The sequence below is a fragment of the Micromonospora coxensis genome (genome assembly GCF_900090295.1).
GTDB lineage: Bacteria > Actinomycetota > Actinomycetes > Mycobacteriales > Micromonosporaceae > Micromonospora > Micromonospora coxensis.
The window spans coordinates 6,340,213-6,365,512 of the sequence record NZ_LT607753.1; the positions used below are offsets into that span (position 1 = coordinate 6,340,213).

2 protein-coding genes are annotated in these 25,300 nt (G+C 75.7%); both read left to right on the forward strand.

Translation table 11 applies throughout. The features are described 5' to 3' along the window. Positions 1-10: 10 nt before the first annotated feature. Positions 11-14,317: a type I polyketide synthase gene (locus GA0070614_RS28400; RefSeq protein ID WP_197701358.1), complete on the forward strand. Its 14,307-nt coding sequence runs from the start codon at positions 11-13 to the stop codon at positions 14,315-14,317. 47 nt (positions 14,318-14,364) lie between these two features. Beyond that, on the forward strand, positions 14,365-25,284 hold the full coding sequence (locus GA0070614_RS28405) for a type I polyketide synthase (protein ID WP_088978822.1): 10,920 nt from the start codon (positions 14,365-14,367) through the stop codon (positions 25,282-25,284). The last annotated feature ends 16 nt before the right edge of the window (positions 25,285-25,300 follow it).

The following is a 25,300-nucleotide window of genomic DNA, read 5'->3' on the forward strand; positions in this document are numbered from 1 at the left end:
TGGGTCCACGGTGAGCAACGAGGACGAGAAGTACGTCGAGTACCTGAAGCGTACGACCTCGGAGCTGCGGCGCACCCGGCGGCGGCTGCGGGAGCTGGAGGCCCGGGACGCCGAGCCCGTCGCCATCGTCGCGATGAGCTGCCGCTACCCGGGCGGGGTGTCCTCACCCGAGCAGCTGTGGGAGCTGGTGCGCGACGGTGGGGACGGCATCGGCCCGTTCCCCGCCGACCGGGGCTGGGACCTCGACCGGCTGTTCCACCCCGACCCCGACCACCCCGGCACCAGCTACGTGCGCGAGGGCGGCTTCGTCTACGACGCCGCCGACTTCGACCCCGACCTGTTCGGGATCAGCCCCCGCGAGGCACTGGCCATGGACCCGCAGCAGCGGCTGCTGCTGGAGACGTCCTGGGAGGCGTTCGAGCGGGCCGGCCTGCCGCTGGCGACCGTGCGGGGCAGCCGTACCGGGGTGTTCGTCGGGGCGGCGTCGCACGGCTACGACGGTGTCATGGCCCAGGCCGAGAACGGCGAGGGTCACCTGCTCACCGGCAACGCCACCAGCGTCATCTCCGGCCGGGTCGCCTACACCCTGGGACTGGAGGGGCCGGCGGTCACCGTGGACACCGCCTGCTCGTCGTCGCTGGTCGCGATCCACCTCGCCGCGCAGGCGCTGCGCAACGGCGACTGCGAACTGGCCCTCGCCGGGGGCGTGACGGTGATGCCCACCCCGGCGGTCTTCGTCGGCTTCAGCCGCCAGCGGGGCCTCGCCGCCGACGGCCGGTGCAAGGCGTTCGCCGCCGCCGCCGACGGCACCTCCTGGTCCGAGGGGATCGGGATGCTGCTGCTCACCCGCCTCTCCGACGCCCACCGCCACGGCTACCCGGTCCTCGCCGTGGTGCGTGGCAGCGCCGTCAACCAGGACGGCGCGTCCAACGGGCTCAGTGCCCCGCACGGCCCCTCCCAGGTCCGGGTCATCCGGCAGGCACTCGCGAACGCCCGGCTCACCGCCGAGCAGGTCGACGTGGTGGAGGCGCACGGCACCGGCACCCGGCTCGGCGACCCGATCGAGGCGCAGGCGCTGCTGGCCACGTACGGGCAGGAGCGGGGCGAGGCCGCGCCGCTGCTGCTCGGCTCGGTCAAGTCGAACATCGGCCACACCCAGGCCGCCGCCGGGGTCGCCGGGGTGATCAAGATGGTGCAGGCGATCCGGCACGGGGTCGTCCCGCCCACTCTGCACGTGGACCAGCCGTCCCCGCACATCGACTGGAACGCCGGCGCGGTCCGTCTCGCCACCGGGGCCACGCCGTGGCCGGCCGTGGACCGGCCCCGCCGGGCGGCCGTGTCGTCGTTCGGCGTCTCCGGCACCAACGCGCACACCATCATCGAACAGGCGCCCAGCCCCGAGGAGACGGAGGCCGCGCCGGCCCCCACCGCCGACCGTCCGGTCGTGCCGGTGCTGCTCTCCGCCCGTACCGACGCCGCGCTCGCCGCGCAGGCCGGCCGCTGGGCGGCCTGGCTGGACGCCGACGCCGACCTGCGTCCGCTCGACGTGGCGTACTCGTCGGTGGCCTCCCGCGCCGTCCTGGACAGCCGGGCCGTGGTGCCGGCCGCCGACCGTGACGACCTGCTGGCCGGGCTGCGTGCCCTGGCCGCCGGCACCCCGGCGGGCAACCTCCACACGGGTACGGGAGCGACGCGCGGCCAGCTCGCCGTGCTCTTCTCCGGTCAGGGCGCGCAGCGCGCCGGCATGGGCCGGGAGCTGTACGCCACCTTCCCGGTGTTCGCCGCCGCGCTGGACGAGGTGTGCGGTCATCTGGACCGGGCGTTGCCGCAGCCGTTGCAGTCGGTGTTGTTCGCCGACGAGACCGGGCTGCTGGATCAGACCGTGTTCACCCAGGCCGGTCTGTTCGCGGTCGAGGTGGCGTTGTTCCGGCTCGTCGAGTCGTTCGGTGTGGTGCCGGACTTCGTGGGTGGGCATTCGGTCGGGGAGATCACCGCCGCGCACGTGGCGGGGGTGCTGTCCCTGGAGCACGCGTGCGCCCTGGTGGCGGCGCGGGGCCGGCTGATGCAGGCGTTGCCGGCCGGTGGCGGGATGCTCGCCGTCGCCGCGCCGGAGGCCGAGGTGGCGGCGTCGCTGGACGGTTTGGCCGAGGTGGGTATCGCCGCCGTGAACGGCCCGACCTCCGTGGTGGTCTCCGGTGCGCTGGACGCCCTCGACCAGGTGGAGCGGATCTGGCGGGAGAAGGGGGCGCGCACCCGTCGGCTGGCGGTCAGTCACGCGTTCCACAGTCCGTTGATGGAGCCGATGCTGGCGCGGTTCCGGGCGGTGGTGGAGAAGCTGACCTTCGCCGCGCCGGTGCTGCCGATCGTGTCGAACCTGACCGGTGCCCTGGCCGACGCGGACGAGATCCGCACCGCGGACTACTGGGTGCGGCACGTGCGAGAGGCGGTGCGGTTCGCCGACGGTGTCACCGCGCTGCGGGCGGCCGGTGTCGACACGTTCCTGGAGATCGGGCCGCAGAGCGTCCTGACCGCGATGACCGCCGACGCGCTGCCCGCCGACGCGGGTGTGCTGGCGGTGGCCGCCCAGCGCAAGGACCGCACCGAGGTCGCCGGGCTGCTCGCCGGCCTGGCCGAACTGCACGTCGCCGGGGTGCCCGTCGCGTGGCACACCTGGTTCACCGACACCGGCGCGACCCGGGTCGACCTGCCCACGTACGCCTTCCAGCACCAGCGGTACTGGCCCGACGGTCCCACCCCGGCCAGCGCGCAACCGGACGGCGTCGAGGGCGACTTCTGGGCCGCCGTGGAACGCGGCGACCTGACCGAGGTCGCCGCCCACCTCGCCGTGCAGGACGATCCGGCCGCCGTCGAGGCGCTCGCGCCCGCCGTGCCCGTGCTGTCGTCGTGGCGGCGGGCCCGGCTGCGCGACGCCGTGGTGGACGGCTGGTCGTACCGGATCGACTGGGAGCCGGTCCGCCCCGCCCCCGCCCCGCAGCTCACCGGCCGGTGGCTGGTCGTCACCACCGACGCCGACACCACCGACGCGGCGGACGCGTTGACCCGCGCGGGCGTGCCGGTCGACCACCTCGCCGTCCGCCCCGACACCGGGCGGTCCGAACTGGCCGAGGCGCTGCGGCAGCACGGCGAACAGGGCTGGGCAGGCGTGCTCTGCGTCCTGCCCGAGCGGGACCGGCCGCTGCCGGACGCCCCCGCGGTGCCCGCCGGCACGGCGCTGCTGCTCACCCTCACCCAGGCGCTGGCCGACACCGGCCTGCCCGGCCGGCTCTGGTGCCTCACCCGGGGCGCCGTCGGCGTCGGCGGCGGGGAGAGCGTCAGCGCTCCCTCGTCGGCCGCGGCCTGGGGCCTCGGCCGGGTGATCGCCCTCGAACAGCCCGACCGCTGGGGCGGCCTGATCGACCTGCCCACCCGCACCGCCGACGCCTCCCGCACCGGCGACGCCTCCCGCACCGGCGACGCCGTCCGCACCGGCGACGCCGTCCGCACCGGCGATGCGACCGGCACCGGCGACGCGACCGGCACCGGCGACGCCGCCGGCACCGGATCGGTCACCACCCCCGACGCGGCCACGGAGCGGGTCGATCCGGACGCCGCGCCGGTCGTGGCCGGCGGGGCCGCCCCGCTCGACCGGGTCACCGGGGACGCGCTGCTCGCCGTCCTCGCCGACGGCGGCCACGACCAGGTGGCGATCCGCCCGCAGGGCGTCTTCGGCCGCCGCCTGGTGGCCGCCGCCCCGCCGGCCGGGGCGGGTTGGCGGCCGTCGGGCACCGTGCTGGTCACCGGGGGCACCGGCGCGTTGGGTGGGCACGTGGCCCGGTGGCTGCTGGCCAACGGGGCGGCCGAGGTGGTGCTGGCCTCCCGGCGTGGCCCGGACGCCCCGGGCGCGGCGGAGCTGGTGGAGGAGCTGGGCGGCTCCGCCCGGGTCGTCGGCTGCGACGTCACCGACGCCGACGCGGTCGCCGCGCTGGTCGCCGGGCTGCCGGCGCTCACCGCCGTCGTGCACACCGCCGGGATCGTCGACGACGGCGTGCTCGACCGCCTCGACCTCACCCGGATGCAGACCGTCCTGGACGGCAAGGTCCGCGCCGCCCGGGTGCTGCACGAGGCCACCGCCGGCCGGGACCTCGACGCGTTCGTGCTCTTCTCCTCCCTCGCCGGCGTCGTCGGCAGCGCCGGGCAGGGCAACTACGCGGCGGCCAACGCCTACCTCGACGCGTTCGCCGACTGGCGGCGCGGCCAGGGACTGCCCGCCACCGCCGTCGCCTGGGGCGCCTGGGCCGCCGACGGGATGGCCGCCGCCACCGCCGCGCTGACCGCCCGGCTGATCCGCGGCGGCGTCAATCCGCTGCCCGCCGCCGAAGCGGTCACCGCCCTCGGCCGGCTCGTCAACACCGCCGCGCCGGCGGTCACCGTCGCCGATGTCGACTGGGGACGCCTCGCCGCGTCCTGGGGCCGCACCGACCCGCTCATCGCCGCCCTGCCCGGGGTGCCCGCCGTCCCGTCCGGCACCGCCCGCGCCGTGGTCGTCGGCCGGACCCTGCCGCAGCTCACCGAGCTGGTCCGGACCCAGGCCGCCGTGGTGCTCGGCTACCCGGCCGGGCAGCCGCTGCCCGAGCGGACCTTCCGCGACCTCGGCTTCGACTCGCTCACCGCCGTCGAGCTGCGCAACCGGCTGGCCGCCGAGACGGGCATGGCCCTGCCGGCCACCCTCGCCTTCGACCACCCCACGGTCGCCGAACTCGCCGCCCACCTGCACGGCCTCACCGCCGGCCAGACCACCGGCGAGGTGGTCGCCGACGGCGCCGACCTGCGCCGCGAACCCGTCGCCATCGTTGCGATGAGCTGCCGCTTCCCCGGTGGCGTCGGCTCACCGGAGCAGCTGTGGGACCTCGTCGCCGCGGGCGCCGACGCGATGACCCTGATGCCCGGCGAACGCGGCTGGAACATCGCCGAGCTGTACCACCCCGACCCCGACCACCTCGGCACCAGCTACGTGCGCGAAGGCGGATTCGTCGCCGGGGCCGGCGAGTTCGACCCCGCCCACTTCGGCATCAGCCCTCGCGAGGCCCTCGCCATGGACCCGCAGCAGCGACTGCTGCTGGAGGCCACCTGGGAGGCGTTCGAGCGGGCCCGGATCGACCCGACCGCGCTGCGCGGCAGCCGCACCGGCGTGTACGTCGGCACCAACGGCCAGGACTACGGCTCGCTGCTGATGGCCGCCGGGGACGTCGACGAGAACTACCTCGCCACCGGCACCTCCGCCAGCGTCATCTCCGGGCGGCTGGCGTACACCTTCGGGCTGCACGGCCCGGCCGTCACCGTCGACACCGCCTGCTCGTCGTCGCTGGTCGCCCTGCACCTCGCCGCGCAGGCCCTGCAGGCGGGGGAGTGCGACCTCGCCCTCGCCGGCGGCGCCACCGTCATGGCCACCCCCGGCATCTTCGTCGGCTTCTCCCGCCAGCGTGGCCTCGCCGCCGACGGCCGGTGCAAGCCGTTCGCCGGGTCCGCCGACGGCACCGGCTGGGGCGAGGGCGTCGGCCTGCTGGTCCTGCAACGGCTCTCCGACGCCCGTCGCGACGGCAACCCCGTGCTCGCCGTCGTCCGCGGCAGCGCCGTCAACCAGGACGGCGCGTCCAACGGGCTCACCGCCCCCAACGGACCCGCCCAGCAGCGCGTCATCCGGCAGGCGCTGGCCAACGCCCGGCTCACCCCCGCCGACGTGGACGCCGTCGAGGCGCACGGCACCGGCACCACCCTCGGCGACCCGATCGAGGCGCAGGCGCTGATCGCCACGTACGGGCAGGACCGGCCCGCCGACCGTCCGCTCTGGCTCGGCTCGATCAAGTCGAACATCGGCCACACCCAGGCCGCCGCCGGCGTCGCCGGGGTGATCAAGATGGTGCTCGCCATGCGGCACGGGGTGCTGCCGCCGACCCTGCACGTCGACGCGCCCACCCCGCACGTCGACTGGTCCGCCGGCAGCGTCGCGTTGCTCACCGAGGCCCGCCCCTGGGAGCCGGTCGACGGCGTCCGCCGCGCCGGGATCTCCTCCTTCGGCATCAGCGGCACCAACGTGCACACCATCCTGGAACACGCGCCCGAGCCGGAGCCGGCCGCCGACGATCCGGTCGACGGTCCGGTGCGCGAGCTGCCCTGGGTGCTCTCCGGCCGTACCGCCGGGGCGCTGGCCGCCCGCGCCCGCGACCTGCGCGCGCACCTGGACACCGTCACCGACGCCGCGCTGCCCGACGTCGGCTGGTCCCTGGTCGCCACCCGGGCGGCGCACGACCACCGGGCCGTCGTCCTCGCCGCCGACCGCGCCGGGCTGACCGCCGCGCTGGACGCGCTCGCCGACGGCCGGCCCGCCGCCGACACCGTCACCGGCGCCGCCGGCACCGCCGGCGAGGTCGCATTCGTCTTCCCCGGGCAGGGCTCCCAGTGGGCCGGCATGGCCGCCGAACTCCTCGACACCGCCCCGGTCTTCGCCGACACCTTCGCCGCCTGCGCCGAGGCGCTGCGCCCGTACGTCGACTGGTCGCCGGTCGACGTGGTGCGCGGCGCGGCCGACGCGCCCTCCCTGGAGCGGGTCGACGTCGTGCAGCCCACCCTGTTCGCGGTCGGGGTCTCCCTCGCCGCGCTCTGGCAGTCCTACGGGGTGCGCCCGGCCGCCGTCATCGGCCACTCCCAGGGCGAGATCGCCGCCGCGTACGTCGCCGGGGCGCTCGACCTCGACGATGCGGCGGCCGTGGTCGCCCTGCGCAGCCGGATCATCGCCGGCATCGCCGGGGACGGCGGCATGGTCTCCGTCGCCACCACCGCCGACGAGGCGAGCGCCACCATCGTCCGCTGGGACGGCCGGGTGGCCCTCGCCGCCGTCAACGGCCCCACCTCCGTGGTCGTCTCCGGTGACAGCGCCGCCCTCGACGAGCTGGTCGCCCACTACGAGTCCCGTGACGTGCGGGTACGCCGGGTCCCCGTCGACTACGCCTCGCACTCCGCGCACGTCGAGCCGCTGCGCGAGCAGCTGCGGGAACTGCTCGCCGGGCTCCGCCCACGCACCGCCGAGATCCGCTTCCGGTCCACGGTGGAGGGCGACTGGCTCGACACCGCCGGCCTGGACGCCGACTACTGGTACCGCAACCTGCGGCAGACGGTCCGCTTCGACGACGCCGTACGCAGCCTCGTCACCGCCGGCTACCAGACGTTCGTCGAGGTCAGCGCCCACCCGGTGCTCACCATGGCGGTGCAGGAGAGCGTCGAGATGGCCGCCGCCGACCCGGGCGCGGTCACCGTCACCGGCACGCTGCGCCGCGACGACGGCGGCCTCGGCCGGTTCCACCGCGCCGTCGCCGAGGTGCACACCGGGGGTACGCCCGTCGACTGGCGGCCCGCGTTCGCCGGGCTCACCACGCAGCGTCGGGACCTGCCCACGTACCCGTTCCAGCGGCAGCTCTACTGGCCGCAGCCGGCCGCCGCGCCGGCCGCCGCGCCGGCCGCCCCGGGCGCCGTGCCCACCGCCGACGACGAGGTCGACGCCCGGTTCTGGGCCGCCGTCGAGGCCGGGGACCTGACCGCGCTCACCACCGAACTCGCCGACGCGGCCGACGCCGTGCCCGAGTCCGCGTTCGCCGACGTGCTGCCCGCCCTCACCGCCTGGCGACGCCGGCACCGCGACCAGGTCACCGTCGACTCGTGGCGCTACCGCGACGGCTGGCTGCCGGTCGCGCCCGACAGCACCGGCGAACCCACCGTCACCGGCGCCTGGTGGCTGGTCACCGGGCCCGACGACACCGGCGCCGCCCAGGCCGCGTTCACCCGGGCCGCCCTCGAACGGCACGGCGCCACCGTCGTACCCGTGGCGCTCGACGCCGAGCGGACCGACCGGGACGCCCTCGCGGCCCGGCTGCGCGACCTCGCCGCGACCGCACCGGCCGCCGGGATCGTGTCCCTGCTGGCCCTCGACGAGACGCCGACGCCCGCGCACCGGCACGTGCCGGTCGGCTTCGCCGGCACCGTCACCCTCGTGCAGGCCCTCGGTGACGCCGGGCTGCGCGCCCCCCTGTGGACGCTGACCCGGGGCGCCGTCTCCACCGACCCCGCCGACCCGCTGCCGCACCCGATGCAGCAGCTCGCCTGGGGCTTCGGCCGGGTCGCCGCCCTGGAACACCCGGACCGCTGGGGTGGCCTGGTCGACCTGCCCGACGCGCTGGACGACGCCACCGGCCGCCGCCTGGTGCGCGTCCTCGCCGGCGCCGACGCCGAGGACCAGGTTGCGCTGCGCCCGGCCGGTGTGTTCGGCCGGCGGCTGCTGCGCGCCCCGCTCGGCGACGCCCCCGCCACCCGCACCTGGCGGCCCTCCGGCAGCGTCCTGGTCACCGGCGGCACCGGCGCCCTCGGCGGGCACATGGCCCGCTGGCTCGCCGCCAACGGCGCGGCACACCTGGTGCTGCTCAGCCGGCGGGGCCGGCAGGCCGACGGGATCACCGAACTGGAGGCCGAACTGGTCGGGCTCGGCGCGCGGGTCACCGTGGCCGCCTGCGACGCCGCCGACCGGGACGCCCTGGCCGCCGTCCTCGCCGACCTGCCCGCCGCGCACCCGCTCACCGCCGTGGTGCACACCGCCGCGGTCCTCGACGACTCCGTGATCAACTCGCTCACCCTCGACCAGGTCGACTACGCCCTCGGCGCCAAGGTCACCGCCGCGCGGCACCTGCACGAGCTGACCCTCGACCACGACCTGGACGCGTTCGTCCTGTTCTCCTCCATGGCCGGCACCGTCGGCAGCTCCGGCGTCGGCAACTACGCCCCCGGCAACGCGTACCTCAACGCGCTGGCCGAGCACCGCCGCGACCTGGGCCTGCCGGCCACCTCCATCGGCTGGGGCGCGTGGGGCGGCGGCGGCATGGCCGAGGGCGACTTCGGGCGGATGCTGCACCGGCACGGCGCGCCCGAGATGCACCCGAGGCTCGCCGTCGCCGCGCTGCACCAGGCCGTCGAGCACGACGAGACGTTCCTGACCATCTCCCACATCGCCTGGGACCGGTTCTACGTCGCGTTCACCGCCACCCGCCCCGGGCCGCTGATCGCCGAGATCCCCGAGGCGCAACGGCTCGCCGCCACCAAGGGCCTCGACCGGGCGGCCGAGACCGACGAGTCGGGCCCGGCCGCCGGGTTCGCCCGGATGAGCGCCGCCGAGCGGCAGCAGGCGCTGCTCGACCTGGTCCGCGACCAGGCGGCCACCGTCCTCAAGTACGCCGGCGGGCAGGCCGTCGACCCGCACCACGCGTTCCGGGACCTCGGCTTCGACTCGGTGACCGCCGTGGAGCTGCGCAACCGGCTCGCCACCGCCACCGGGCTGCGGCTGCCGGTGACCCTGGTCTTCGACTACCCCACCCCGACCGTCCTCGCCCGACACCTGCACCAGGAGCTGGGCGGCGGGGCCGAGACGGCGACGCAGGCCGCCCCGGTCACCGTCGGCGACGACGAGCCCGTCGCCATCGTCGCCATGGCCTGCCGGTTCCCCGGCGGCGCCACCGACCCCGAACGGTTCTGGCAGATGCTCGCCGCCGGCCGGGACGCCGTGTCGGACCTTCCGGGTGACCGGGGCTGGGACATCGACCGGTTGTACGACCCCGACCCCTATTCCTCCGGCACCTCCTACGTGCGCAGCGGCGCCTTCCTCTACGAGGCCGCCGACTTCGACGCCGGATTCTTCGGAATTTCCCCCCGTGAGGCCCTCGCCATGGACCCTCAGCAGCGGCTGTTGCTGGAGACGTCGTGGGAGGCGGTGGAGCGGGCAGGGGTTGACCCGGCGGGGTTGCGGGGTTCGCGAACAGGGGTGTTCGTGGGCACGAACGGCCAGGACTATGGGGCCTTGTTGATGGTCTCGGGCGACGAGGTGGAGGGCTTCGCCGGGACGGGGAACGCGGCGAGCGTGGTGTCGGGTCGGGTGGCGTATGCGTTGGGGTTGGAGGGGCCTGCGGTGTCGGTGGACACGGCCTGTTCGTCTTCCCTCGTCGCGTTGCACCTGGCGGTGCAGTCGCTGCGGCGGGGCGAGTGCGACCTCGCCCTCGCCGGTGGGGTGACGGTGATGGCGACACCCGGACTGTTCGTGGAGTTCTCCCGGCAGCGGGGACTGGCCGCCGACGGCCGGTGCAAGGCGTTCGCGGCCGGCGCCGACGGCACCGGCTGGGGCGAGGGCGCCGGTGTGCTCCTCGTCGAGCGGCTCTCCGACGCCCGCCGCAACGGACACCGGGTCCTCGCGATCGTGCGGGGCTCGGCGGTCAACCAGGACGGCGCGTCCAACGGGCTGACCGCGCCGAACGGTCCGTCGCAGCAGCGGGTGATCCGGCAGGCCCTCGCGTCGGCCCGCCTGTCGACGGTGGACGTGGACGTGGTCGAGGCGCACGGCACCGGCACCACCCTCGGTGATCCGATCGAGGCGCAGGCGTTGCTGGCCACGTACGGGCAGGACCGCGACGGGCACGCGCCGCTGCTGCTCGGCTCGGTGAAGTCCAACATCGGGCACACCCAGGCCGCCGCTGGTGTCGCCGGTGTGATCAAGATGGTGCTCGCGATGCGGGAGGGTGTCGTCCCCGCGACGTTGCACGTGGACGCGCCGTCACCGCACATCGACTGGTCGGCCGGGGCGGTGGAACTGGCCACCGAGGCGCGGCCCTGGCCCGGCGTCGAGCGGACCCGGCGCGCGGCCGTCTCCTCGTTCGGCATTTCCGGCACCAACGCGCACATCATCATCGAGCAGCCCGGGGAGGTCGACGACGCCCCCGCCGAGGCACGGTCCCCGGGGCTCATCGACGCGGCGGTGTCGGTGTGGCCCGTCTCGGCCCGGTCGAGGGCCGCCCTCGCCGGCCAGACCGCCCGGCTGGCCCGGCACCTGCGCGCGCACGGCGACCCGGAGCCGAGCGTCATCGCCTGGTCGTTGCTGACCACCCGCTCGACGTTCGACCACCGGGCCGCCGTGATCGGATCGAGCGTCGAGGAGCTGCTGTCCGGCCTGGACGCCGTCGCGGCCGGCGCGCCCACGGGCGCCGCCGTGTCGGGGACGGTGTCGGGTCACGGCGCGGGTCCGGTGTTCGTGTTCCCGGGTCAGGGCGCCCAGTCGGCGCGGATGGCCGCCGGTCTTATCGGCCGGACGCCGGTGTTCGACGCGAAGCTCGCCGAGTGCCAGCAGGCCCTCGCCCCGTACTTGGACGTGGACCTGGTCTCGGTGCTCACGGGCGAGGACGAGTCGTGGCTGGAGCGGGTCGAGGTGGTGCAGCCCGTGCTGTGGGCGGTCGGCATCGCTCTGGCGGCCGTGTGGCAGCACGTGGGTGTGACGCCGCAGGCGGTGATCGGGCACTCGCAGGGTGAGATCGGCGCGGCCTGTGTCGCGGGCATCCTGAGCCTCGATGACGCGGCCAGGACCGTGGCGTTGCGGTCGCGGGCCCTCGCGGTGCTGCGCGGCACGGGCACGATGGCTTCGATCGACCTCGCCGCTGACGCGGTCACCGAGCGGCTGTCCGCCTTCGAGGGCGTCGGTATCGCTGCCGTGAACGGCCCGTCCACGGTGGTCGTCTCGGGTCCGCCGCAGCCGGTGGCCGCGCTGGTGGACGCCTGTCAGGCCGACGGTATCCGCGCGAGGCTGATCCCGGTCGACTACGCCTCGCACTCCGCCGCTGTGCAGGAGGTCGCCGAACAACTCCGCGCCGACCTCGCGGACGTGCGACCGCAGCCCGGCCACACCCGGCTCGTCTCCACCCTGACGGGCGACTGGGTCGACCCGGCCACCATGAGCGCCGACTACTGGTACGACAACCTGCGCCGCACCGTGCAGTTCGACGCCGCCGTGCGTACCGCGATCGGCGCCGGGCACACCACGTTCGTCGAGATCAGCCCGCACCCGGTGCTGACCATGCCGGTCACCGCGATCCTCGACGACACCGACACCCCCGGACACACCCTCGGCAGCCTGCGCCGAGGCGACGACGATGCGACCCGGCTGCTGACCAACCTCGCCGCCGCCCACACCATCGGCCTACCCGTCGACCTCACCCGCGTACTGACCCGCACCCCGACGGTCGACCTGCCCACCTACGCCTTCGACCGGGACCGGTACTGGCCCACCACGGCCGCCGGACAGGCCGGCGCGGCGGAGGGCACCGCCGAGGACGCCGCGTTCTGGGCGGCCGTCGAGCGGGAGGACCTGGCCGCGCTGGCCGAACTCACCGCGCAGCACGCCACCGACTCGCTCGAGCGGCTGGGCGCGGCGCTGCCCCTGCTCGCCTCCTGGCGACGGCAGCAACGCGACCGCTCCACCCTGGACGACCTGCGCTACCGGGCCGTCTGGCAGCCGTACACCGGCACGCCCGTCAGCTTCCTCCCCGGTGCCTGGTGGGTCGTCGCCGACGACCGGCACACCGACGAGGGCGAGCAGGCGGTCGCCGAACTGACCCGCCGGGGCGCCGACGTCCGGCTGGTGCTGCTGCCCGAGAAGGCCACCGACCGGGCCGCCGTCGCCACGCACCTGGGCGCCGCCGCCACCGAGGGCACACCGGCCGGCGTGCTGTCGCTGCTCGCCCTCGCCGACGGCGCGGTCGACGACACCCAACCGGTGCCGCCCTTCCTCGCCCGGTCCCTCGCCCTGGTCCAGGCCCTCGGCGACCTCGACGTGGCCGCGCCCCTGTGGTGCGTCACCCGGGGCGCCGCCGGCACCACCCGGGGCGGGACGACCGACCGGCCCGAACAGTGCCTGCTCTGGGGCCTCGGCCGGGTCGTCGCCCTGGAACACCCCGAACGCTGGGGTGGCCTCGTCGACGTGCCGGCGACCCTCGACGAGCACGGCTGGGACCTGCTCTGCGCCGCCCTCGCCGGCCTCGACGGCGAGGACCAGTTGGCCATCGACGGCGCCACCGTCCTCGTCCGCCGGCTCGTCCGGGCCCCCGGCGGCGACGTCACCGCCGACGAGACCGACCACTCGGGCACCACGCTGGTCACCGGCGGCACCGGGGCGCTCGGCGCGGAGGTGGCCCGCTGGCTGGCCGCCCGCGGCGCCGAGCACCTGCTGCTGGTGAGCCGCCGGGGCGCGGACGCGCCGGGCGCCGCCGAACTGGCCCGGGAGCTGACCGACGCGGGCAGCCGGGTCACCGTCGCGGCCTGCGACGTGGCCGACCGGGCGGCGCTGGCGAAGCTGCTCGACGAGGTGCCGGCCGACCTGCCGCTGACCGCCGTGGTGCACGCGGCGGGCGTGCTGGACGACGGCGTCCTCGACGGGCTCACCGCCGACCGGATCGCCGGCGTCCTGCGGCCCAAGGTGCTCGGCGCGCTGCACCTGCACGAGCTGACCGTCGGCCGGGAACTGCGCGCGTTCGTGCTGTTCTCCGCGATGGCCGGTCAGCTCGGCGCCGCCGGCCAGGGCAGCTACGCCGCCGCCAACGCGTACCTCGACGCACTGGCCGAACAGCGGTGCCGGCAGGGCCTGCCCGCCACCTCGGTCGCCTGGGGGCCGTGGGCCGCCGGCGGGATGGCCTCGGCCGACCAGGCCGTGGAGGAGCGCCGCCGCCGTACCGGCGTGGACCGCCTCGACACCGGGGCGGCGTTCGCCGCGCTGGCCCGGTCGATGGCGCGACGTGAGCCGGCGACGCTGGTGGCCGCCGTCGACTGGGCCCGGTACGTGCCCGGCTTCGTCGCCGTGCGGCCCAGCCCGCTGCTCACCGGCGTCCCCGAGGCCGCGCGCGCCGCCGCCGAGCGGGCCGACGACGCCGTGACCTCCGCCGAGAACCTCGCCACCCTGCTCGCCGGGCAGAGCGACGCCGAGCGGCGCAAGACGCTGCTGGACCTCGTCCGCGGTCAGGCCGCCGCCGTGCTCGGACACGCCGCCATGGACGCCGTCGAACCCGACCGGGCCTTCCGGGAACTCGGATTCGACTCGCTGACCGCCGTGGAGCTGCGCAACCGGCTCAGCGCGGCGACCGGCGTCCGGCTGCCCGCCACGGTCGTCTTCGACTACCCGACCGCCGCCGGCCTCGCCGAGTACGTCCGGGCGGCGATCGTCGACGGCGGGGTGGTCGGCGTCGCGCCGGTCTTCGGCGAACTGGACAGGTTGGAAGCGGCGCTCGCCGGCTCCGCGCCGGACCGCAGCGCCCGGATTCGGATCACCGAACGGCTGCGGACGCTGCTGGCCTCCCTCAACGAGGACGACGTCGCGGCCGGCGGCGGCGGGGACACCGTCGCCGAGAAGCTCCAGGACGCCACCCCGGACGAGGTCTTCGACTTCATCGACCGGGAGCTGGGGGTGTCCTGACGTGATCGCTGCTGGGTCGACGGGTCAACACAAGGAGTGGGCGGTCCATGGCTGACGAGGCGAAACTTCTCGACTACCTCAAGCGGGTCACCGCCGACCTGCACCAGGTGCGCCAGCGCCTGCGCGAGGTCGAGGCCGGTGAGCAGGAGCCGGTCGCCATCGTCGCCATGAGCTGCCGCTTCCCCGGCGGGGTGCGCTCACCGGAGGACCTGTGGGAGGTGGTCGCCTCCGGCCGGGACGTGGTCTCCGACTTCCCCGACGACCGGGGCTGGGACCTGGGCGCGCTGTACGACAGCGACCCGGAGCAGTCCGGCACGTCGTACACCCGGCAGGGCGGGTTCGTGCACGACCTGGCGGACTTCGACCCCGGGTTCTTCGCCATCTCCCCGCGCGAGGCGCTGGCCATGGACCCGCAGCAGCGCTGGCTGCTGGAGACCTCGTGGGAGGTCTTCGAGCGGGCCGGCATCGACCCGCACTCGCTGCGCGGCAGCCGCACCGGCGTCTTCGCCGGCAGCACCGGGCAGGACTACGGCGGCGTGCTGATGGGCGCCGCGCAGGGACTCGAAGGCCACCTGATGACCGGCAACGCCGGCAGCGTCGTCTCCGGCCGCATCTCCTACACCTTCGGCCTGGAGGGCCCGGCGGTCACCGTCGACACCGCCTGCTCGTCCTCGCTGGTCGCCCTGCACCTCGCCGGGCAGGCGCTGCGGCAGCGGGAGTGCACCCTCGCCGTGGTCGCCGGGGTCACCGCCATGTGCACCCCGGCCGCGTTCGTCGAGTTCTCCCGGCAGCGCGGCCTCGCCGCCGACGGCCGCTGCAAGGCGTTCGCCGCCGCCGCCGACGGCACCGGCTGGTCCGAGGGCGTCGGCGTCCTGCTGCTGGAGCGGCTCTCCGACGCCCAGCGCAACGGCCACCCGATCCTCGCCGTGGTGCGCGGCAGCGCCGTCAACCAGGACGGCGCGTCCAACGGCCTCAGCGCCCCGAACGGGCCGTCGCAGCAGCGGGTGATCCAGCAGGCGCTGGCCAACGCCGGGCTCGCCGCCGGCGGCGTGGACGTGGTCGAGGCGCACGGCACCGGCACCCGGCTGGGCGACCCGATCGAGGCGCAGGCGCTGCTCGCCACGTACGGGCAGGACCGGGGGTCGGCGGCGCCGCTGCTGCTCGGCTCGGTCAAGTCGAACCTCGGGCACGCGCAGGCCGCCGCCGGGGTCGCCGGTGTGATCAAGGTGGTGATGGCGATGCGGCACGGCGTCGTGCCGCCCACCCTGCACGTGGACGCCCCGACCCCCCAGGTCGACTGGGAGGCGGGCGCCGTCGAACTGGTCACCGAGGCGACGCCGTGGCCGGCGGTGGACCGGCCGCGCCGCTCGGCGGTGTCGTCGTTCGGCGTCTCCGGCACCAACGCGCACACCATCCTCGAACAGGCCCCCGAGCCGACCCCGGACACCGCCGCGCCGACGGTGGAGCGGCCGGTCCTGCCGGTGACGGTGTCGGCCCGCGACGCCGCCGCGCTCGCCGCGCAGGCCGGTCGTTGGGCGGCCTGGCTGGAGGCCGACGGCGACCTGCGTCCACTCGACGTGGCGTTCTCGTCGGTGGCGACGCGGTCGACGTTGGACAGCCGTGCGGTGGTGGCCACGACGGGTCGGGACGATCTGCTGGCCGGGCTGCGGGCGCTGGCGGCGGGGGAGCCGTCCGGCGCGGTCGTCACGGGTCAGGCCGGAGACCGGGGTCCGCTCGCGGTGCTCTTCTCCGGTCAGGGCGCGCAACGCGCCGGCATGGGCCGCGAGTTGTACGCCGCGTTCCCGGTGTTCGCCGCCGCGTTGGACGAGGTCTGCGCCCACCTGGACCGGCTGCTGCCGCAGCCGCTGAAGCCGGTGCTGTTCGCCGACGAGTCCGGGCTGGTGGACCAGACCGTGTTCACCCAGGCCGGCCTGTTCGCGGTCGAGGTGGCGTTGTTCCGGCTGGTGGAGTCGTTCGGTGTGGTGCCGGACTTTGTGGGTGGGCATTCGGTCGGGGAGATCACGGCCGCGCACGTGGCGGGGGTGTTGTCGCTGGCGGACGCGTGTGCGTTGGTGGCGGCGCGGGGTCGGTTGATGCAGGCGTTGCCGGCCGGTGGTGGGATGCTCGCTGTCGCCGCGGCCGAGGAGGCCGTGGCGGAGTCGATCGAGGGTCTGACCGACGTCGGTGTCGCCGCCGTCAACGGGCCGACCTCCGTCGTCGTCTCGGGTGCGCTCGACACCCTGGACGAGGTGGAACGGGCCTGGAAGGACCGGGGCATCCGGACCCGCCGGCTGACGGTCAGCCACGCGTTTCACAGTCCGTTGATGGCGCCGATGCTCGACGAGTTCCGCGCCGTGCTCGACGGGCTGACCTTCGCCGCCCCGCTGCTGCCGGTGGTGTCGAACCTGACGGGCGCGTTCGTCGACGGCGACGAGGTCCGTACCCCGGACTACTGGGTGCGGCACGTGCGTGAGGCGGTCCGGTTCGCCGACGGCATCACCGCCCTGCGCGCGGCCGGTGTCGACACGTTCCTGGAGATCGGCCCGCAGAGCGTCCTGACGGCGATGACCGCCGACGCGCTCCCCGACGACGGTGTGCTCGCCGTGGCCGCCCAGCGCAAGGACCGCACCGAGGTACAGGCGCTGCTCGCCGCCCTGGCCGAACTGCACGTCGCCGGGGTGCCCGTCACCTGGCAGCCCTGGTTCGCCGACACCGGCGCGCAGCGAGTCGACCTGCCCACGTACGCCTTCCAGCACCAGCGGTACTGGCCCGAGGCGGGCGCCGGGTGGACCGGCGACGTCACCGCCGTCGGCCTGCGCCCCGCGCAGCACCCCCTGCTCGGCGCCGCCGTCGGCGTCGCCCACGCCGAAGGATTCCTGTTCACCGGGCGGCTGGCCCGGCGCACCCACCCGTGGATCTCCGACCACGTCGTCTTCGACACCGTGCTGCTGCCCGGCACCGGCTTCGTCGAACTCGCCCTCCAGGCCGGCGCGCACGTCGGCGCGGACCACGTCCGCGAGCTGACCCTGGAATCCCCGCTGATCCTGCCCGAGACCGGCGGCGTCGACATCCAGCTCTGGATCGGCCCGGCCGACGAGACCGGCTGCCGGTCGGTGTCCCTGCACTCCTCGTCCGACGACGCGCCCGGCGAGGGGGAGCGGGCCTGGACCCGCAACGCCAGCGGCGTGCTCGCCACCGGCCCGGCGAGCCCGACCGGCCCGCCCGGCTGGTCCGACCTGACCGCCTGGCCGCCCCCGGACGCCACCGAGGTCCCCACCGACGACCTCTACCTGAACCTCGCCGCCCAGGGCTACGACTACGGCCCGTCCTTCATCGCGCTGCGTTCCGCCTGGCGGCGCGGCGACGACCTCTTCGCCGAACTGGCCCTGCCGGAGACCCCGGCCGCCGAGGCCGGCGGGTACGGCCTGCACCCGGCGCTGCTCGACGCCGCCCTGCACACCCTCGGCCTGACCACCCCCAGCGGCGAACCGTCCGGCGCCGACGTCCCACCCGGATACGGCCGGCTGCCGTTCTCCTGGAACGACGTCGCCCTGCACGCGGCCGGCGCGGCGGCGGCCCGGGTGCGCGTCTCGCACACCGGCACCGACAGCGTCTCCCTGCTGCTCGCCGACGTCACCGGTGCGCCGATCATCTCCGTCGGCTCCCTCGTGCTGCGGCCGGTCTCCGCCGACCAGCTCCGGACCGCCTCCGGCGGCGGCGCCGAGTCGCTGTACCGCATCGAGTGGACCCCGCTGGCCCTGCCCACCGGCCCGTCGAGCGCCGGCTGGGCGGTCGTCGGGGACGACGCCGGCCTCACCGACGCCGTCGCCGCCACCGGGACGGCCGTCACCGCGTACCCGGACCTGACCGCCCTGGGCGGCGCGCTGGACGAGGGTACGGACGCGCCCGGCGTGCTGGTCGTGCCGTTGCTCGACCCGCCCCCGGCGACCGACGTGCCCCGCGCCGTCGCCGAGGCGACCCACCGGGCGCTCGCCGTGCTCCAACAGTTCCTCGCCGACGACCGGTACGCCGACTCCCGGCTGGTCGTGCTGACCCGGGGCGCGGTCGCCACCGACGCCGACACCGACCTGACCGACCTGGCCGGGGCGGCGGTCATCGGCCTGGTCCGCTCCGCCCAGTCGGAGAACCCCGACCGGTTCCTGCTGGTCGACGTCGACGACGTGACCGGCGGCGCCGCCGCGCTGGTGGCGGCCGTCGGCACCGACGAGCCGCAGGTCGTCATCCGCGCCGGTGTCGCCGCCGGGGCCCGGCTCACCCGGGTGCCGGCCCCCGCCGAACCGCCCGCCGCCCCGTTCGACGGCGACGGGACCGTGCTGATCACCGGCGCCACCGGCACCCTCGGCCAGCTCATGAGCCGGCACCTGGTGACCGTGCACGGCGTGCGCCACCTGATCCTCACCAGCCGGCGCGGCCGGGCCGCCGAGGGAGTCGCCGAACTCTGCGCCGACCTGGCGGCGCGGGGCGCGACCGTCACCGTCGCCGCCTGCGACGTCGCCGACCGGGATGCCCTGGCCGACCTGCTCGCCGGCATCCCCGCCGCGCACCCGCTGACCGCCGTCGTCCACGCCGCCGGTGTCCGCGACGACGGCGTCATCTCCTCGCTCACCCCCGAGCGGATGGACGGGGTGCTGCGCCCGAAGGTCGACGCCGCCTGGAACCTGCACGAGCTGACCGCCGGCCTCGACCTGAAGGCGTTCGTCTCGTACTCGTCGCTCGCCGCCACCGCCGGCGGCCCCGGCCAGGGCAACTACGCCGCCGCGAACGCCTTCCTCGACGGCCTGGCCCACCACCGCGCGGCACACGGCCTGGCCGCCCTCACCCTCGCCTGGGGCCTCTGGGCCGACCGCAGCGGCATGACCACCGAGCTGGACGACGTCCACCTCAACCGGATCTCCCGCTCCGGCGTCGCCGCCATGGAGGCCGAGGAGGGCCTCGCCCTCTTCGACGCCGCCTGCCGTACCCCCGCCGCCGCGCTGGTCCCGGCCCGCCTCGACCTCGCCGCGATGAAGGCGCAGTTCGCCGGCGGCAGCATCCCACCGCTGTACCGGTCGCTGATCCGCGTCCCCGCCCGGGCCGCCACGGCGACCACCACCGGCGCGTCCCTCGTCGGGCAGCTCGCCGCGCTCGGCGACGCCGACCGGCTCACCGCGCTGGTGGAGATCGTGCGCGGGCAGGCCGCCGCCGTGCTCGGCTACCCCGACCCGGCCGCGATCGAACCGCGCCGCGCGTTCAGCGAGTTCGGCTTCGACTCGCTCACCGCCGTCGAGATGCGCAACCGGCTCAACAACGCCTTCGGGATGCGACTGCCGGCCACCCTCGTCTTCGACTACCCGACGCCGCACGACCTGGCCGCGTTCCTCGGCACCGAGATCGCCGGCGCCCCGGTCCCGGTGCCACCCGCACCGGCCACCGTCGCCGTCGGCGACGACGAACCCCTCGCCATCGTCGGCATGGCGTGCCGCCTCCCCGGCGGCGTCTGGTCGCCCGACGACCTGTGGCGGCTCGTCGCCGACGGCGTCGACGCGATCACCGACCTGCCCACCGACCGGGGCTGGGACCTCGACTCGCTGTACAGCGCCGACCCCGACGCCAGCGGCACCTTCTACGCCCGGGGCGGCGGCTTCCTGCGCGGCGTCGACCGGTTCGACCCCGGCTTCTTCGGCATCAGCCCCCGCGAGGCCCTGGCCATGGACCCGCAGCAGCGGCTGCTGCTGGAGACCACCTGGGAGACCTTCGAGTCCGCCGGCATCGACCCGGCCAGCACGCGGGGCAGCAGCACCGGCGTCTTCGTCGGCACCAGCGGCCAGGACTACGGCTCGCTGCTCGCGTACTCGCCGGAGGCCGCCGAGGGATACATGCTGACCGGGATGACCAGCAGCGTCATCTCCGGCCGGGTGGCGTACACGTTCGGGCTGGAGGGGCCGGCGGTGTCGCTGGACACCGCCTGCTCGTCGTCGCTGGTGGCGCTGCACTGGGCGGGTCAGGCGCTGCGCCGGGGCGAGTGCGACATGGCCCTGGCCGGCGGCGTGATGGTGATGGCCACCCCGACCGCGTTCGTCGAGTTCTCCCGCCAGCGTGGGCTCGCCCCCGACGGGCGGTGCAAGTCCTTCGCCGCCTCGGCCGACGGCACCGGCTGGTCCGAGGGCGTCGGCATGCTGCTCGTGCAGCGGCTCTCCGACGCTCGCCGGCAGGGCCGTCAGATCCTCGCGGTGGTCCGCGGCTCGGCGATCAACTCGGACGGCGCGTCCAACGGGCTGACCGCGCCGAACGGTCCGTCGCAGCAGCGGGTGATCCGGCAGGCCCTGGCCTCGGCGCGGTTGTCGACTGCTGACGTGGACGTGGTGGAGGCGCACGGCACCGGCACGACGTTGGGTGATCCGATCGAGGCGCAGGCGTTGTTGGCCACGTACGGGCAGGACCGCGACGGGCACGCGCCGTTGTTGTTGGGGTCGGTGAAGTCGAACATCGGGCATGCGCAGGCGGCGGCGGGTGTGGCCGGTGTGATCAAGATGGTGCAGGCGATGCGGCACGGTGTGGTGCCGGCGACGTTGCACGTGGACGCGCCGTCGCCGCACATCGACTGGTCGGCCGGTGCGGTGGAGTTGGTGACCGAGGCGCGGGCCTGGCCGCAGGTGGACCGGCCGCGTCGGGCGGCGGTGTCGTCGTTCGGCATCTCCGGCACCAACGCGCACGTCATCATCGAGCAGGCCCCGGCCGCGCCGGCCCGCACCGACGACGCCGTCGCCCTGGTCCAGGCCGACGCGACGGTGTGGCCGGTCTCCGCGCGGTCGAAGGCCGCGCTCGCCGGCCAGGCCGCCCGCCTGGCCGGGTACGTGCGGGAGCACGGCGACGTGGACCTGGCTGCCGTCGGATGGTCCCTGGCCACCCTGCGGTCGACGTTCGACCAGCGGGCCGCCGTGGTCGGGTCGACCGTCGACGAACTGCTGACCGGGCTGGACGCCCTGGCCGCCGGCGCCCCGGCCGGCACCGTCGTCACCGGCCTCGCCTCCGGCCACGGCGCCGGCCCCGTCTTCGTGTTCCCGGGTCAGGGCGCCCAGTCGGCGCGGATGGCCGCCGGTCTGGTCGGCCGGACCCCGGTGTTCGACGCGAAGCTCGCCGAATGCCAGCGGGCCCTCACCCCCTATCTCGACGTGGATCTCGTCTCGGTGCTCACGGGCGAGGACGAGTCGTGGCTGGAGCGGGTCGAGGTGGTGCAGCCCGTGCTGTGGGCCGTCGGCATCGCCTTGGCCGCTGTCTGGCAGCACGTGGGTGTGACCCCGCAGGCCGTGATCGGGCACTCGCAGGGGGAAATCGGTGCGGCCTGTGTGGCCGGGATCCTCACCCTCGACGACGCGGCGAAGACCGTGGCGCTGCGGTCGCGGGCCCTGGCGGTGCTGCGGGGCACGGGCACGATGGCCTCGATCGACCTCGCCGCTGACGCGGTCACCGAGCGGCTGCCCGCCTTCGAAGGCGTCGGCGTCGCCGCCGTCAACGGTCCCTCCACGGTGGTCGTCTCGGGCCCGCCGCAGCCGGTGGCGGATCTGGTCGACGCCTGCCAGGCCGACGGCATCCGCGCGAGGCTGATCCCGGTCGACTACGCCTCGCACTCCGCCGCTGTGCAGGAGGTCGCCGAACAACTCCGCGCCGACCTCGCCGACGTGCGACCGCAGCCCGGCCACACCCGGCTCGTCTCCACCCTGACCGGCGACTGGGTCGACCCGGCCACCATGACGGCCGACTACTGGTACGACAACCTGCGCCGCACCGTGCAGTTCGACGCCGCCGTCCGGGTCGCGATCGCGGCCGGGCACACCACGTTCGTCGAGATCAGCCCGCACCCGGTGCTGACCATGCCGGTCACCGCGATCCTCGACGACACCGACACCCCCGGACACACCCTCGGCAGCCTCCGCCGAGGCGACGACGACCCCACCCGGCTACTGACCAACCTCGCCACCGCCCACACCATCGGCCTACCCGTCGACCTCACCCGCGTCCTCGCCGGCACCGACACCGTGCCACTGCCCACCTACGCCTTCGAGCACCAGCGGTACTGGGTGGACCCGCCCGTGCACCGCAGCGGTGACGTCGCCTCCGCCGGCCTCCAGGACGCCGGCCACCCGCTGCTCAGCGCCACGCTGACCTTCCCCGACAGCGAGCGGATGGTCTTCACCGGCCGGCTGTCGGTGCGTACCCACCCGTGGCTCGGTGAGCACCGGGTGATGGACACCATCCTGCTGCCCGGCACCGCGTTCGTGGAGCTGGCCAGCTACGCCGGTGAGCAGGCCGGCTGCCCCACGGTCGAGGAGCTGACCCTGCTCGCCCCGCTCGTCCTGCCCGAACTCGGTGCCCTCCAGGTGCAGCTCACCGTCGCCGAACGCGACGACGACGGCCGCCGCGCCGTGCAGCTGCACTCCCGCCCGTACCGGGACGGCTCCGACGAGATCCTCGCCGACGTGGCGTGGACCTGCCACGCCACCGGCCTGGTCGCCCCCCGGCAGGCCGACGCGCCCGCCTTCGACCTCGGGGTGTGGCCGCCCCCCGGCGCCACCCGGGTCGAGAACGACGACTTCTACTCCGGCATCGAGGCCACCGTCTTCGGCTACGGCCCGGCGTTCCGCGGCCTGCGCGCCGCCTGGACCCGGGGCGACGAGGTCTTCGCCGAGGTGGAGCTACCCGCCGAACACCAGGCCGAGGCGGGCCGCTTCGGCGTGCACCCGGCCCTGCTGGACGGCGCCTTGCAGGCCATGTCGATCGGCGGCTTCCTCGGCCGGATGGGCGACGGCGCCGACGCCACTGTTCCCCGCCTCCCGTTCGCCTGGACCGGGGTGTCCCTGCTCGCCGCCGGGGCCACCGCCCTGCGGGTCCGCGTCGCCGCGGCCGGCGAGGTCGGCGTGACCTTCCAGGTGGCCGACGCCACCGGCGCGCCCGTGCTGCACGTGGACTCGCTGATCATGCGCCGGGTCTCCGGCGACTCCCTCGGCGCGGCCCGCTCCGGCCGGCACGAGTCCCTGTTCCAGGTGGACTGGCCGGCGCTGCCGGTGCCCACCGGCCCGGTGCCGGCGGCCACCCGCTGGGTGGTCCTCGGCGACGACCTGACCCTCGCCGGCGCCTGCGAGTCGGCCGGCGCGCGGGTACGCACCGACGTCGACCTTGACTCCCTCGGCGACCTGCTCGTCGGCGGCGAACCCGCGCCCGAGGCGGTGATCGTCGCCGTCGGCGGCAGCGGCGGGGACGACACGGACCCGGCGCTCGCCGCGCAGGCGCGCGCCACCACGCACCGTACCCTCGCGGCGGTGCGGACCTGGCTCGCCGACGACCGGTTCGCCGGGTCCCGGCTGGTGCTGGTCACCCGCGACGCCGTCGCGGTGGGGGAGCAGCCGGTGGTCGACCTGCGCCAGGCACCGGTCTGGGGCCTGCTGCGCACCGCCCAGCTCGAACACCCGGGCCGGCTGCAACTCGTCGACTGCGACGGCGACCCGGACAGCGCCGCCGTGCTGGCCGCCGCGATCGGTTCCGGGGAGCCGCAGCTCGCCCTCCGCGCCGGGCAGGTGCGCACCCCGCGCCTCGGGCGGGTCCCGGCCGGCGTGGACCTGTTGCCCGGCGGCATCGACCCGGACGGCACCGTGCTGATCACCGGCGGCACCGGCGTGCTCGGCCGCCTGCTGGCCCGGCACCTCGCCACCACCCACGGCGTACGGCACCTGCTGCTGGCCGGGCGGCGCGGCGCGGCGGCCGACGGGATCGGCGACCTGGTCGCCGACCTCGCCGACACCGGTACCCGGGTGACCGTCGCCGCCTGCGACGCCGCCGACCCGGACGCCCTGGCGGCGCTGCTCGCCGGGGTGCCCGAGGCGCACCCGCTCACCGCCGTGGTGCACGCCGCCGGTGTCCTCGACGACGGGGTGCTGGAGTCGATGACCCCCGACCGGATCGACGCCGTGGCGGTGCCGAAGATCGACGCGGCGTGGCACCTGCACCGGCTCACCGAGGGACACGACCTCGCCGCGTTCGTGCTGTTCTCCTCGGCGGCGGCGACCCTGGGCAGCGCCGGCCAGTCCAACTACGCCGCGGCGAACGCCTTCCTCGACGCCCTCGCCGCGCACCGGCGGGCCCGGGGCCTGCCCGGCATCTCCCTCGCCTGGGGCCTGTGGGAGCAGGCCAGCGGCATGACCGGGCACCTCGCCGACGCCGACGTACGGCGCATCGCCGGACAGGGCGCGGCGGGACTGCCCACCGGTCAGGCGCTGGACCTGTTCGACGCCGCGTGGCGGCTCGACGCGGCGGCCGTCGTGCCGATGCGGCTGGACGTCGGCACGCTGCGGACGCAGGCGGAGTCCGGCGCCCTGGCCCCGATGCTGCGCGCCCTGGTCCGGGTGCCGCTGCGCCGCTCGGCCGACGCCGCCGGCGCCCGCACCGGCGGGGTGCCGCTCGGCCAGCGGGTCGCCGGCCTGGCCGGCCCCGAACGGCTCAAGGTGGTGCTCGACGTGGTCCGGGCCAACATCGCCGCCGTCCTCGGCCACGCCGGCGCCGACGCGGTCGACCCGGGCCGGCTCTTCACCGATCTGGGCTTCGACTCGCTCACCGCCGTCGACCTGCGCAACCGGCTCAACGCCCTGTCCGGGCTGCGGCTGCCGGCGACGCTGGTCTTCGACTACCCCACCCCGACCGCCCTGGCCGAACGGCTGGCCGGTGAGATCGCCGCCGACGCGGCGCCCTCCACCCAGCCGCTGTTCCAGGGCATCGACACGGTGGAGAGCCTGCTCAGCACCATCCCGCTCGATCCGGCGGCCCGGGACCGGTTCACCGCCCGCATGCAGGACCTGCTCGCCAAGGCGTCCGACCTCGCCGCCGGGCCCGCGGCCGAGCAGGACCGGCCCGATCTCGACTCGGCCAGCGACGACGAGATCTTCGACTTCATCAGCAAAGAGTTTGGAATCTCCTGAGATGACCGACTTCCGG

What these genes read in the sequence shown, in the direction of transcription:
- GA0070614_RS28405 (WP_088978822.1), top strand. Translation starts at nt 14,365, where the DNA reads ATGGCTGACGAGGCGAAACTTCTCGACTACCTCAAGCGGGTCACCGCC.